The organism is Streptomyces sp. NPDC050433 (assembly GCF_044458565.1).
In the GTDB taxonomy this organism is placed as follows: Bacteria; Actinomycetota; Actinomycetes; order Streptomycetales; family Streptomycetaceae; genus Streptomyces.
Window position 1 is genome coordinate 1 of record NZ_JBITIB010000032.1, and the last position, 12,632, is coordinate 12,632.

Consider the following 12,632-nt stretch of genomic DNA (forward strand, 5'->3'; position numbering starts at 1 on the left):
GGCCCCTCAAACGAGCCGAACACCGCAACTGGCCACCACCAGCCCCAGCAACGATCACCACCCGACCAGCAACAACCTAAAATCACCGGCATTGGAGCTAGACCCTGTCCGGCCGGACGGGCTGGGTGGTTGCGGTGGTTGCCGGGTGCCGCTCCGGGGTCATGCCCGGACGGCATGATTTACGGCGCGTGCAACGCTCGGTGGTCTCGGGGGAGCCGGGCTTCTCACGCGCCACACATCAGCCTGAGTGTCCGACCACGACCCCTGCGCGTCCCCCTTCAGCCCGCGCGGACCGGAGCGACGGGGTGCTGGTACGGATCCCCCACCGGCCTGAGGGGGGCGGGGGCGCAGGAGGGGTGTGTCCGGACACTCAGGCTGATTTGTGGCGCGTGAACAAGAAGGCCTCATCGGATCCAACGAACCCTGCACGCGCCGTAAATCACGCCGTCCGGACATACCCCTCCGGAGACCCCGAACCCCGCCCGTCAGCCGACAACAGCAACCCCGCCCAGACAGCACCCCGGAGGACCCGCCACCCCGCCCCCGGCCAACCAACCCGCAACGACCAAGCCCGGTCAGCGCCCCGGCTCAGCCCGCCGTCGCCTGCTCGGTCCCCAGCTCCGCCCGCGCCGCCCGCACCAGCTTCATGTACCGGTCCCAGTCCCAGTGCGGCCCCGGATCCGTGTGGTCCGTCCCCGGCACCTCCACATGGCCGATGATGTGCGTCCGGTCGACCGGTATCGCGTACCGCTCACAGATCCCCGCCGTCAGCCGTGCCGACGACTCGTACATCTCGTCCGTGAAGTCCTCCGGCCGGTCCACGTACCCCTCGTGCTCGATGCCGACGCCGCGTTCGTTGTACGAGCGGTTCCCCGCCTGGTACGCCACGTCCAGCTCACGGATCATCTGCGCGACATGGCCGTCCTTGCGCACCACGTAGTGCGTGGCCGCCTGGTGCGCCGGGTCCTTGAAGACCTTCAGGGCCGTCCGGTAGCTCCCCTGCACGACATGGATGATCACCCTGTCCACGGTGTAGTCGTCGGGCCGGTCCGCCCGGCGCCAGTTCGCCGAGGAAGCCGCCACCCACTCGGCGCCCGCGTGATCCAGCTCACCCGGCCTGCGCGGCTTCTCCACCCCCGGCACGCGGTACCAGAGCCGCGTCGCCTGGTCCTGGCCGGCCAGGACGGCAAGCGCCCCGCCGCCCACCACCGCGGCGGCGCCGCCGATCAGAAGGGTGCGCCGCCCGATCGTCGTCCCGCCCCCGCCCCCGTCCGTGCTGCCCGCACCGCCCGTACCGTCTCCGCCGCCCGCACCCGAAGTGTCACCGCTCACGCCGCCGCCCACAGCGCCCCGCCTTCTCTTGCCCATGCACCGACAACGGATACTCGCGCGACTCTGGTTCCCCGGCACCCTTACGCTTGTGTTGCTATGACTCAGACACCCAAGCGCCCCCTCCGTGTGCTCGCCGCCATGTCCGGTGGCGTGGACTCCGCCGTCGCCGCCGCCCGCGCCGTCGAGGCCGGACACGACGTCACCGGCGTCCACCTCGCGCTCTCGGCGAACCCGCAGTCGTTCCGTACGGGCGCGCGGGGCTGCTGCACCATCGAGGACTCGCGCGACGCGCGGCGGGCCGCCGACGTCATCGGCATCCCCTTCTACGTATGGGACCTCGCCGAGCGCTTCCGTGAGGATGTCGTCGAGGACTTCGTCGCCGAGTACGAGGCAGGGCGCACCCCGAACCCGTGCCTGCGCTGCAACGAGAAGATCAAGTTCGCCGCGCTGCTCGACAAGGCCGTCGCGCTGGGCTTCGACGCCGTCTGCACCGGCCACTACGCGACGGTCGTCACCGGCCCCGACGGGACCCGCGAGCTGCACCGCGCCAGCGACATGGCCAAGGATCAGTCGTATGTCCTCGGCGTGCTCGACGAGCGCCAGCTCGCGCACGCCATGTTCCCGCTCGGGGACACCCTCACCACGAAGGACGAGATCCGCGCGGAGGCCGGGCGCCGCGACCTCGCCGTCGCGAAGAAGCCCGACAGCCATGACATCTGCTTCATCGCGGACGGTGACACGCAGGGCTTCCTCGCCGCGCGTCTCGGCAAGGCCGAGGGGGACATCGTCGACGAGTCGGGGACCAAGGTCGGTACCCACGACGGCGCGCACGGGTTCACCATCGGCCAGCGCAAGGGCCTGCGCATCGGCCACCCGGCGCCGGACGGCAAGCCGCGCTACGTGCTGGACATCTCGCCCGTCGACAACAGGGTGACGGTCGGCCCCGTGGCCGCACTCGACGTCACCGCCCTGACGGCCATCAGGCCCCGCTGGTGCGGCGGCACGGCCCCGGCCGGCCCCGGCGCCTACACGGCCCAGCTGCGCGCCCACGGCGACGAGACACCGGTCACGGCCGAACTGATCGACGGCACCCTGCACGTCGGCTTCGCGGAGCCCGTACGGGGCGTGGCACCGGGCCAGGCGATCGTGCTGTACGACGGCACGCGCGTGGTCGGCTCGGCCACGATCGCGACGACGGAGCGACGCACGGGCGCCCTGACCGGCTGACCGCTCGCTCGGTGCCCAAGTGGCCGCGCGCACCGGCCGATCGAGCTGGTGCACGCGGCCACTTCATCTCTTCACGCCCGTTACACAAGCGTAATCAAATGGACTCTTGTGGCTTCCGAGGGCCTGCCTCAGGGTGCATGTATGCGCATACAGGCAGCGCATACATGCTGCCGAACGCTCCGTCGAGCCGCCCCCGTTCTGCTCTCTCCCGCGAGGAAGTACGACGCCATGACGCCTGTCCCCCCACGCCGCCGCACCGTCCTGGGCGGAGCCGCCCTCGGTACGCTCGCCACCGCGGGCCTGTCCTTCCAGGAGGCCCAGGCCGCCCCCGCCGCCCCGGCCCCGCCCGGTGACACCACCCCGGCCGACTCCGTCTCGTACCGGGACAAGCAGATCCTCGTCGGCGGCAAGCCCGTGCTCGTACTCGCCGGAGAGATCCACTACTTCAGGCTGAAGAAGGCGGACTGGCAGTCCAGGCTCGACAAGGCGAAGGCCGCCGGGCTCAACACCATCGCCACGTACATCCCTTGGATGTGGCACGAGTTGCCGGACGGCACGATCGACGTCACCGGTCGTACCCGCCCCGAGCGCGACCTCGGCGCCTTCATCGACCTCTGTCACCGCAACGGCTTCTTCTTCATCGCCCGCCCCGGCCCCTTCACCATGGCCGAGTTGAAGGGCGAGGGCGTCCCCGAGCGGGTGCGCGAGGACCACCCCGAGATCGTCTCCACCGGCTGGAACGACGCTCCCGCCACCACGCCCACCGTCGACTACCTCGCGCCCGCCTTCGTGAACGAGATGCGCCACTGGTACGCGGCGGTCATGCCGGTACTCGCGGAGCGGCTGCACAGCGGCGGAGGCCCCGTCATCTCCGTACAGCTCGACAACGAGATCGGCATGCTGGCCTGGGTCAGCAACTCGCCCGACCTCACCGACCACTTGACGTCCGACTTCGACGGCTGGCTGCGCGCGGAGTACGGCGACGGGCTCGCCGCCCGCTACCCCTTCGCGGGCGAGGACCTCGCCGGGCGGCGCAAGGCGATCCGCAATCCGAAGGACGCCTACGGCGCGGCCCTGATGCACGACCTGGGCCGCTTCATGCGGGGCCGCTTCGCGCGGTACGTCGCCGAACTGCGGTCGGCCGCCGAGGAGTACGGGGTCTCCGGCGTCCCGTTCGTGATCAACATCCACGGCACCTCGGACAGCCGCGCCGAGCCGTTCCCCATCGGGATCAGCCAACTGATGGAGACCTACGGGGGCATCGAGGGGACGATCTCCGGGGCGGACTTCTACCTCGGCGATCTGACCCTGCGCAATGTCACCGACCTGTATCTCATCAACGCCTTCATGGACGCGATCAACGACAAGGACCAGCCGGTCACGGCGCTGGAGTTCGACGCCGGGCACGCCGACTACGGGCAGAACATGGATCAACAGACCAGCCCGTCGGGCGTGGATCTCAAGACCCGGCTCTGTATCGCGCAGGGCGCGAAAATGCTCAACTACTACCTGTTCGCGGGCGGATTCAATCCCAAACTCGACAAGCCGACCGGCGACGGCAACGACCGGATCGGCATCACGGGCGAGCGGCACGGTTTCGCCGCACCCGTCGACCCGGAGGGCCGGCCGGGGGTCAGCTACGAGCCGACGCGGCAGACGGTGCGTGCGATGGGCGGTATCGCCGACATCCTCGCGCCGATGCGCACGACCTACGACGACGTGGCACTCGGTTTCGTACCCGATCACTATCTGACCGAGTACCGCCCGCCGAAGCTCGAATCCGTTCAGCGGGTGCTGGACGAAACGGTGAACACGCGCGGCGCGGGCCCACGCGGCTCCCTCGCCCGCGCGATGCTGCTCGGCGGCTTCCGCTACCGGAGCGTGAACCTCCAAGCGGGCGATCTCGACCCGAAGGACGTACCCGTGCTCGCTCTGGCCACCGGCGAGCATCTGGGGGCCGAACTCCAGCGGCGCCTGGTCCGCTACGCCGAGGCGGGCGGAAAGCTGCTGCTGTCCGGCAGGCTGCCGGTCAAGGACATGGCCGACAAGGCCTGCACCGTCCTCGCGGACGCCCTGGGCCTCAAGGCCGGCTCCACGCTCACCGACGCGAACCGTTTCTGGCTGTCCGTCACCGCCCACGGCTGGGCGGCGCCGCTCCCCGAAGTACGGCTGTCACGCACCCAGTTGTGCGAGCCCTCCCGCGGGACGACGGTGCTGCGCGAACTGTCCACCGGCAAGGGGTGCGGCTTCGACATCCCGCTCGGGCGGGGACGAGCCGTCGTGATCACCACGGACTACCAGTGCGACCTGACCTTCTGGGAGCGCGCCTTCCGCACCCTGGACGCAGCCCCCGCCCTCCGGCACAGCGCGACCGACCCAGGAGTCTTTCTGCTGACGACGGCGGACGGCGAGCGCGGACGGCTGCTGCACGCCTTCAACGTCTCCGCGGGCTACGACCAGGACTTCACCGTCACGGAGAACGGCAAGCCCCTCTTCGGCGGCGAGAAGCTGCACCTGCCCGGTCGTACGGCGGCGATCCTGCCCCTCGGGCTGACCGCGGGAGGTCTGCGCATCGCGTACGCGACGGCGGAGCTCACCGGCGCCGCCGACGGCCGCGTGACGTTCCGCGCGCTCGGCGCGTCCGGTGCTCCCGGCGCGGAACCGGGGGAGTCGGTGGTCGCTGTGGAGGGCCCCGCGCGGTGCGAGGGCGCCCGTATCTCCACCGAGGGCGGCCGGACCGTACTGCGCGTACGCCGCGCCGAGTTCACCGTGCGCCGCGGCTGACGCACCGCGCGGTCCGGGCCCCGTACACCTGCCCCGGACCGCGCGGTCGCCTTCTGTGGGAGGCTGTCACCGGCCCGTGGTCCCGCCCGCGGGGCGGACACCGACCGAAGGAACCTCACCGTGGCCGAGCACTTCCTGGACTCCGTGCCCGGCACGGTCAGCGACGTCTTCTCGCGCGAACTGCCTCCCGTGCTGACCGTCGATCCGGGCGACACCCTCACCGTCCACACGCTCGACTGCTCGGGCCATCTGGAGCGGCGCCGTACGGCGGACGAGGACGTGCCGCGCATGTTCGACGAGCGGCGCGGCCACTGCCTGGCGGGGCCGATCGCCGTGCGCGGCGCCGAGCCGGGCATGGCGCTCTCCGTGTCGCTGGAGTCCCTGCGTCCCGACGACTGGGGCTTCACCGCCGCCGCGACGTCCGACACCCCGCTCACCCGCCGGCTGGGCATGACCGACGAGGACTCCGAGTGGCTGCTGTGGGACCTCGACGCGGACAAGGGCACCGGGACCGACCAGTACGGCCACACCGTCTCCCTCGCGCCCTTCCTCGGCGTGATCGGCACACCCCCGGACGAACCGGGCGAGCACTCCACGACGCCGCCCCGCACCCTCGGCGGCGGCAACATCGACTGCCGCGAACTGGTCGCCGGATCCACCCTGTTCCTCCCCGTCACCGTGCCGGACGCGCTGCTCAGCGTCGGTGACGGCCACGCCGCGCAGGGCGACGGCGAGGTGTCGGGCACGGCGGTCGAGTGCGGCATGACGACCCGCCTCACCGTCGGCCTCCAGGCGTCCCCGCCGCTGGCCACGCCGCACGCGGTGACCCCGGCGGGCCGGATCACCTTCGGCTTCGACGCGGACCTCAACGAGGCGTCGGCGCAGGCTCTCGACGCGATGCTGACGTGGATGACGTCGCTGTACGGGGTGAAGCGGGCGACGGCGCTGGCTCTGGCGAGTACGACGGTCGATCTGCGGGTGACGCAGGTGGCGAACCAGGCGTGGGGAGTTCACGCGCTGCTGCCGGACGACGCGATCCGCTGAACCCCACGCGCCCGTGCCGGCAACGCGCGTGGGCGGCGAGCAAGCCGCCGGACGCCGCCACAGGCGTTACCGCTGTTGCGCCTGTCACCGCTGTCACCGTGGTCACTGGTCTCACCGCCCTCACGCCGCCGCGGCGAAATACTCTTCGAGGACCGGCGCCAGTACATGCGGCGCCACCTCGTGCATCTGACCCGTCAGTGTGCGGTGCCGCCCACGCGGCAGCGCTTCGGCCACCGCCCGCGCCGCCACCCGCATCGGCGACGGACTCGCGCCGCCGTCCACGACCATCACCCGCGCCGTGATCCGCGCGAGCCGTTCCGTCGGCACCGGTCCGGGGCCCATCACGGCGTTGTCGTACGCCAGGGTGTGCGCCAGCGCGGTCATGCCCTGCCAGATCGTCGCCCGGCGCATCCCCGCCACCACGTCGGGCGCCACACCGACCACCGACAGGAACAGCTCCACGGCCTCGTCCCGCAGTCCCCGCGCCAGCAGAGCGTCCAGCCGCGCCGTGTACGCCGCGTTCTCCATGGCGTCGGCGCGACCGGCGTCGTACGGAGGCTCGTACACCGCGAGTTGGGTGATCGGCAGCCCCGTGGCGGCAGCCTCCAGCGCCAGGGCGGCGCCGGAGGACATGCCGTACAGGGAGGCGCTGCCGCCCACCTCCGTAAGGAGGGCGGCGATGTCCTCCACCTCGCGCTCCACCGCGTACGGCGCCGTGTCGCCGCTGCCGCCGCGCCCCCGCCGGTCGTAGGTGATCACACTGAAGCGCGGCGCGAGGAGCGCCGCCAGCGGTGCTTCCGCCTCCGCCGTGCTGAACGCCCCTCCCACCATGATCACCGGAGGCCCGTCGCCGCCCGTCCGCCGGTACGCGATGACGGTGCCGTCACCCGACTTCGCCTTGCCCACTTGGTCCATACGCGTATGGACCGGCGGGCTCACCGGAACTCATCGCCGGTGAGCGGAATTTCGCGGAACTTTTTTCGGGGCGCCGCCGTGACCCCGCCGCTCAGCTCGCGACGACCTCTGTCTCGTAGAAGCAGAAGTGGTCCTTGATCTCGGCGACTTCGTCCTTCGGCTCGGGATAGGCCCAGACCAGGTCGGGTGCGTCGGGCAGCGACCAGTACGAGGCGTCGCCCTTGAACGGGCAGTGGGTCGTGGTGTCGGACGGGCTCAGCAGCTCGGTACGTACGTCCTGCGGCGGCAGGTAGTAACGGACGGGCAGCCCCGTCTCGTGCAGCAGCAACGGCCGGCGGCTGTCCGCGACGACCTGGCCGTCGCGCACGACCCGTACATGATCCGTGCCCTGCTCGACGGTGATGGTGTGGCCCTTGGCCATGACGATCCGCTCCTTCGATGAACTCGGTACCGCTTCTTGTGCGGTCTCTCCCGCCGGTCCCTTCTCCCCTTCAGCAACGGTCGGCCACGCCCTCTTCCCAAAGAGGTCACCCGGATACCGTGGAGCCATGAATATCTGTGTCTTCCTCTCCGCCGCCGAGCTGGACGAGCGCTACACCCGCCCCGCCCGTGAGTTCGCCGAACTCCTCGGCAAGGGCGGTCACACGCTCGTCTGGGGCGGTTCGGACGTCGGGCTGATGAAAGTGGTCGCCGACGGAGTGGAGGAGGCGGGCGGGCGTCTCGTGGGGGTGTCCGTCGGTTTCCTGGGCGCCTCCGTGCGGGAGCGGGCCCACGAGATGGTGATCGCCAAGGACCTCGCCGAGCGCAAGGCGCTGCTGCTCGCCAAGTCGGAGGCCGTCGTGATCATGGTCGGCGGTACGGGCACGCTGGACGAGGCGACCGAGATCCTCGAACTGAAGAAGCACGGCCTGCACGACAAGCCCGTGGTGCTGCTCAACACGGCGGGCTTCTACGACGGCCTCAAGGAGCAGTTCAGCCGCATGGACAGGGAGGGCTTCCTCCCGCTGCCCCTGACCGACCTGGTCTTCTTCGCGGAGGACGCGGTGGCCGCCCTCGCGTATCTGGAGGAGTCCGCCGGGGTGCGCTGACCCGGCGACGCGACCGCGCGGGCTTCGCGAACGACCGCGCCGGGGCCATGAACGCGACCGCGCCGGGACTCGTAGGGCCGTGCCATGGGGTGATGCGAACATGACTCCATGGCTACCCATCTGATCACCGGCGCGGGCTCCGGCATCGGCGCCGCCGTCGCGCGCCGGCTGCACGAGCGCGGCGACGACCTGCTGCTCTTCGCCCGCGACGCGGGCCGCGCCAAGGAACTCGCCGCGGCCCACCCCGGCGCCCGTACGCTCGTCGGCGACCTCGCGACCCCCGACCGGCTCTCCTGGGCGCTGTCCCACCAGGCGCTCCCCGACCGGCTGGACTCGCTCCTGCACATCGCGGGCATCGTCGACCTCGGCCCCGTCGGCGAGCTGACTCCCAAGGCGTGGACCAGCCAGCTGAACGTGAATCTCGTCGCGCCCGCGGAGCTGACCCGCCTCCTCCTGCCCCAACTGCGCGCCGCGCGGGGCCAGGTGGTCTTCGTCAACTCGGGCGCCGGTCTGACCGCCCACGCCCAGTGGGGCGCGTACGCCGCCTCCAAGCACGGCCTGAAGGCGCTCGCCGACGCCCTCCGTCTGGAGGAGCGTCCGAACGGCCTGCGCGTCGCCTCGGTCTATCCGGGCCGTACGGCCACGCCCATGCAGGTCAAGGTGCACGGGCAGGAGGGCAAGGAGTACGACGCCGCCCGCTGGATCGACCCGGAGTCGGTCGCCACCACGATCCTCACCGCCCTGGACCTGCCGCGCGACGCGGAGATCAACGACCTGACGGTGCGGCCGGGACGATGACCGAGAACGAGACGGGGTACGGCGCCGCCACCGGCGTCGGGTCCATGCCGGGCACCGACGCCCGCGAGACGGCCAAAAGCGTCGGCGGCACCTTCGAGGACTTCCCGTACCTCGCCGAACTGCCCGCCCGCGGCCCCGGCGCCGACATGATCGGCCGGACCGCCGGCCTGCTCGTCGAGGTCTTCGCCCGCGTGGAGCCCAGCGGCTGGCGGATCGGCGACCGCCCCGGCCGCGACACCAGGCGGGCCTGGTCCTGGCTGGGCGAGGACCTGGACGCGCTCGAAGAGTTCACGCAAGGGTACGAGGGCCCGCTCAAGGTCCAGGTGACCGGCCCCTGGACGCTCGCCGCGGCCCTGGAACTGCGCAACGGCGAGTCGGCGCTCAGCGACCCCGGAGCCTGCCGCGACCTGACCGGATCCCTGGTGGAGGGAGTGACGGCGCACCTCGCGGACGTACGGCGCAGAGTGCCCGGCGCCCGGCCGGTGCTCCAGCTCGACGAGCCGTCCCTCACCGCCGTACTGCGCGGGCGGATCAGGACGGCCAGCGGATACCGCACCCACCGGGCGGTGGACCGGCAGGTCGTCGAGGACGCGCTGCGCCAGGTGATACGGGCGAACGACGGACCCGCCGTCGTGCACTCCTGCGCCCCGGACGTGCCCTTCGCGCTGCTGCGCCGTGCGGAGGCGGGGGCCGTGTCCTTCGACTTCTCGCTGCTCACCGAGCGTGACGACGACTCGATCGGTGAGGCGGTGGAGGGCGGGGTGGGACTCTTCGCCGGGGTGGTGCCGGGCACGGACGCCGCGTTGTCAGACCCGGGGGGTAGCGTCATGGGTATCAGAACGCTGTGGCGCAGGCTGGGGCTGGATCCGGGGACTCTCGCGGAGTCCGTGGTGATCACTCCGGCGTGCGGGCTCGCGGGCGCTTCGCCCGCATATGCCCGTGCCGCGATGGCGCACTGTGTCAGGGCGGCGCGATCTCTCGCAGACAACCCTGAGTGACATTGGCGGGACATGGGTCCCGCTGATCGCGGTTGCTCGCGATGACGTGGTGAAACGGGAGGACGAAACGGTGGCCGGCGAAGAGCAGACGGCAGTACCCGCGGAAGCGCGCGAGCGGCACGCGCACCTCGCCGAGCAGGTCGAGGAGCACCGCTTCCGGTATTACGTGAAGGACCAGCCGGTCGTCAGCGACGGCGAGTTCGACAAGCTGCTGCGCGCCCTGGAGGTGCTGGAGGAGCAGTACGCGCAACTGCGTACGCCCGACTCGCCGACCCAGAAGGTCGCGGGAGCGTACGAGACGGAGTTCACCGCGGTCGAGCACCGCGAGCGCATGCTCTCCCTGGACAACGCGTTCGACGAAGAGGAGCTGGCCGCCTGGGCGGAGCGCGTCGCCAGGGACGTGGGCGCTCCCGGCTACCACCTCCTGTGCGAGCTGAAGGTGGACGGCCTCGCGGTCAATCTGACGTACGAACAGGGCAGACTGACGCGCGCCGCGACCCGCGGGGACGGCCGCACCGGCGAGGACATCACGCCCAACGTCCGTACGATCGCGGAGATCCCGCACCGGCTGAGCGGCGACCGGATCCCGGAGCTGGTCGAGATCCGCGGCGAGGTCTTCTTCCCCATGGAGGGCTTCCAGGAGCTGAACGCCCGGCTGGTGGGGGCCGGTGACAAACCGTTCGCCAACCCGCGCAACGCGGCAGCGGGTTCGCTGCGCCAGAAGGACCCCAAGATCACGGCATCGCGTCCGCTGCACATGGTGGTGCACGGCATCGGCGCGCGGGCGGGCTTCGACATCGACCGCCTCTCGCACGCCTATGAACTGCTGGAGGAGTGGGGCCTGCCGACGGCCCAGCACAACAAGGTCGTCGAAGACCTCGCCGGTGTCAGGGAGTTCATCGGCTACTTCGGCGAGAACCGCCACTCGGTGGCGCACGAGATCGACGGCGTCGTGGTGAAGCTGGACGAGATCGCCCTCCAGGGGAGGCTCGGTTCGACCTCGCGTGCCCCGCGCTGGGCGATCGCCTGGAAGTACGCGCCGGAGGAGGTCAACACCAAGCTGGTCGACATCCGGGTCGGCGTCGGACGCACCGGGCGGGTCACTCCGTATGCGGTGGTCGAGCCGGTCCATGTGGCGGGCTCCGAGGTCGAGTTCGCCACACTCCACAATCAGGAGGTGGTGAAGGCCAAGGGCGTCCTCATCGGTGACACCGTCGTGCTGCGCAAGGCGGGCGACGTCATCCCGGAGATTCTCGGCCCGGTCGCCGACCTGCGGGACGGCAGCGAGCGCGAGTTCGAGATGCCGGCGGTCTGCCCCGAGTGCGGCACCGGACTGCGGGCCATGAAGGAGGGCGACATCGACCTCCGCTGCCCCAACGGGCGTTCCTGCCCGGCCCAGTTGCGCGAGCGGCTGTTCTATCTCGGCGGCCGTAAGTGCCTGGACATCGAGAACTTCGGCTATGTGGCCGCCGCCGCGCTGACGAAGCCGCTTGAGCCGTCGACGCCCCCGCTGCTCGACGAGGGCGATCTCTTCGGCCTCACCGTGGACCAGTTGCTGCCCATCAAGGCGTATGTGCTCGACATGGACTCCGGCCTGCCCAAGCGCGACCCGGAGACCGGCGAGGAGAAGGTCGTCACCGTCTTCGCCAACCAGGAGGGCGAGCCGAAGAAGAACGCGCTGGCGATGCTGGAGCACATCGCGGCGGCCAGGCAGCGTCCCCTGGCCCGCATCATCGCGGGGCTGTCCATCCGGCACGTGGGACCGGTCGCATCCGTCGCGCTGGCCCGTGAGTTCCGGTCCATCGACCGTATCGAGCAGGCCACGGAAGAGGAGCTGGCGGCGGTCGAGGGCGTCGGTCCGACCATCGCCGCCTCGCTCAAGCAGTGGTTCGAGGTGGACTGGCACCGCGAGATCCTGCGCAAGTGGCGCGAGGCCGGGGTCCGCATGGAGGACGAGGGCGCCGACGAGGACCAGGGGCCGCGCCCGCTCGCGGGCCTCACCGTCGTCGTCACGGGCACGCTCGAAAATCACACCAGGGATGGCGCGAAAGAGGCGCTCCAGACGCTCGGAGCGAAGGTGACCGGCGCCGTGTCGAAGAAGACCGCCTTCGTGGTCGTCGGTGACAACCCCGGCTCCAAGTTCGACAAGGCGATGCAGCTGAAGGTGCCGGTGCTCGACGAGGCGGGGTTCGCCGTGCTGCTCGCCGAAGGCCCCGAGGCGGCGCGAGAAGCCGCCGTACAGGCGCCGGAGACGGACGAGGAGGGGGCGGGGGAACCGGCCAGGGACCACCCCGAAAACGGCTGACGAAGCGTCTGCGCGCAGCGGCGAGAAGTGACCGAACGGGCACAACGAGCCCTCGTGGGTCACCCGTTCGGCGCATACCAGATGGATAAGGAAGGGCGGGTTGCATTCGGGCAACAGCGGTAGAGCGCTGCCCGCCGACGC

10 protein-coding genes are annotated in these 12,632 nt (G+C 71.0%); 7 read left to right on the forward strand and 3 right to left on the reverse strand.

The window, feature by feature from the left end; translation table 11 throughout:
- Positions 1-588: 588 nt before the first annotated feature.
- Positions 589-1,368 (reverse strand): N-acetylmuramoyl-L-alanine amidase, encoded by a 780-nt coding sequence (locus ACIBLA_RS30730; RefSeq protein WP_363246411.1) that lies wholly within the window; start codon positions 1,366-1,368, stop codon positions 589-591.
- A gap of 60 nt (positions 1,369-1,428) precedes the next feature.
- On the opposite strand from ACIBLA_RS30730, the gene mnmA reads away from it, so the two are divergent.
- From mnmA to ACIBLA_RS30745, 3 genes are all read left to right on the forward strand, one after another.
- The gene (gene mnmA / locus ACIBLA_RS30735) at positions 1,429-2,559 is read left to right on the forward strand and encodes a tRNA 2-thiouridine(34) synthase MnmA (protein ID WP_363246410.1); all 1,131 of its coding nucleotides are present in this window, start codon (positions 1,429-1,431) and stop codon (positions 2,557-2,559) included.
- A 228-nt stretch (positions 2,560-2,787) separates the two neighbouring features.
- Complete coding sequence (locus tag ACIBLA_RS30740; protein ID WP_399200517.1) at positions 2,788-5,343, forward strand: beta-galactosidase; 2,556 nt, start codon at positions 2,788-2,790, stop codon at positions 5,341-5,343.
- Between the two features lie 120 nt (positions 5,344-5,463).
- Positions 5,464-6,387, forward strand: a complete 924-nt coding sequence (locus ACIBLA_RS30745) for an acetamidase/formamidase family protein (protein ID WP_399200518.1) — start codon at positions 5,464-5,466, stop codon at positions 6,385-6,387.
- A 120-nt stretch (positions 6,388-6,507) separates the two neighbouring features.
- Here the strand turns inward: ACIBLA_RS30745 and ACIBLA_RS30750 are convergent, their stop codons facing one another.
- Positions 6,508-7,293, reverse strand: a complete 786-nt coding sequence (locus ACIBLA_RS30750; protein ID WP_399200548.1) for an alpha/beta fold hydrolase — start codon at positions 7,291-7,293, stop codon at positions 6,508-6,510.
- Positions 7,294-7,393: 100 nt separating this feature from the next.
- Positions 7,394-7,723, reverse strand: coding sequence for a DUF427 domain-containing protein (locus ACIBLA_RS30755; RefSeq protein WP_363246406.1), 330 nt, complete (start codon positions 7,721-7,723; stop codon positions 7,394-7,396).
- Between the two features lie 127 nt (positions 7,724-7,850).
- Here ACIBLA_RS30755 and ACIBLA_RS30760 point away from each other — a divergent pair, with 127 nt between their 5' ends.
- The 4 genes from ACIBLA_RS30760 (at position 7,851) to ligA (ending at position 12,491) form a co-directional block, all read left to right on the forward strand.
- Positions 7,851-8,390, forward strand: a complete 540-nt coding sequence (locus tag ACIBLA_RS30760) for a TIGR00730 family Rossman fold protein (RefSeq protein ID WP_363246405.1) — start codon at positions 7,851-7,853, stop codon at positions 8,388-8,390.
- A gap of 108 nt (positions 8,391-8,498) precedes the next feature.
- Positions 8,499-9,188, forward strand: coding sequence for an SDR family oxidoreductase (locus ACIBLA_RS30765; protein ID WP_363246404.1), 690 nt, complete (start codon positions 8,499-8,501; stop codon positions 9,186-9,188).
- Positions 9,185-10,186 (forward strand): methionine synthase, encoded by a 1,002-nt coding sequence (locus ACIBLA_RS30770; RefSeq protein WP_399200519.1) that lies wholly within the window; start codon positions 9,185-9,187, stop codon positions 10,184-10,186. The genes ACIBLA_RS30765 and ACIBLA_RS30770 overlap by 4 nt, the downstream gene beginning before the upstream one ends.
- 70 nt (positions 10,187-10,256) lie before the next feature.
- A complete protein-coding gene (gene ligA, locus ACIBLA_RS30775; protein ID WP_363246402.1) occupies positions 10,257-12,491 on the forward strand; it encodes an NAD-dependent DNA ligase LigA in 2,235 nt (744 codons plus the stop codon).
- Positions 12,492-12,632 lie beyond the last annotated feature (141 nt).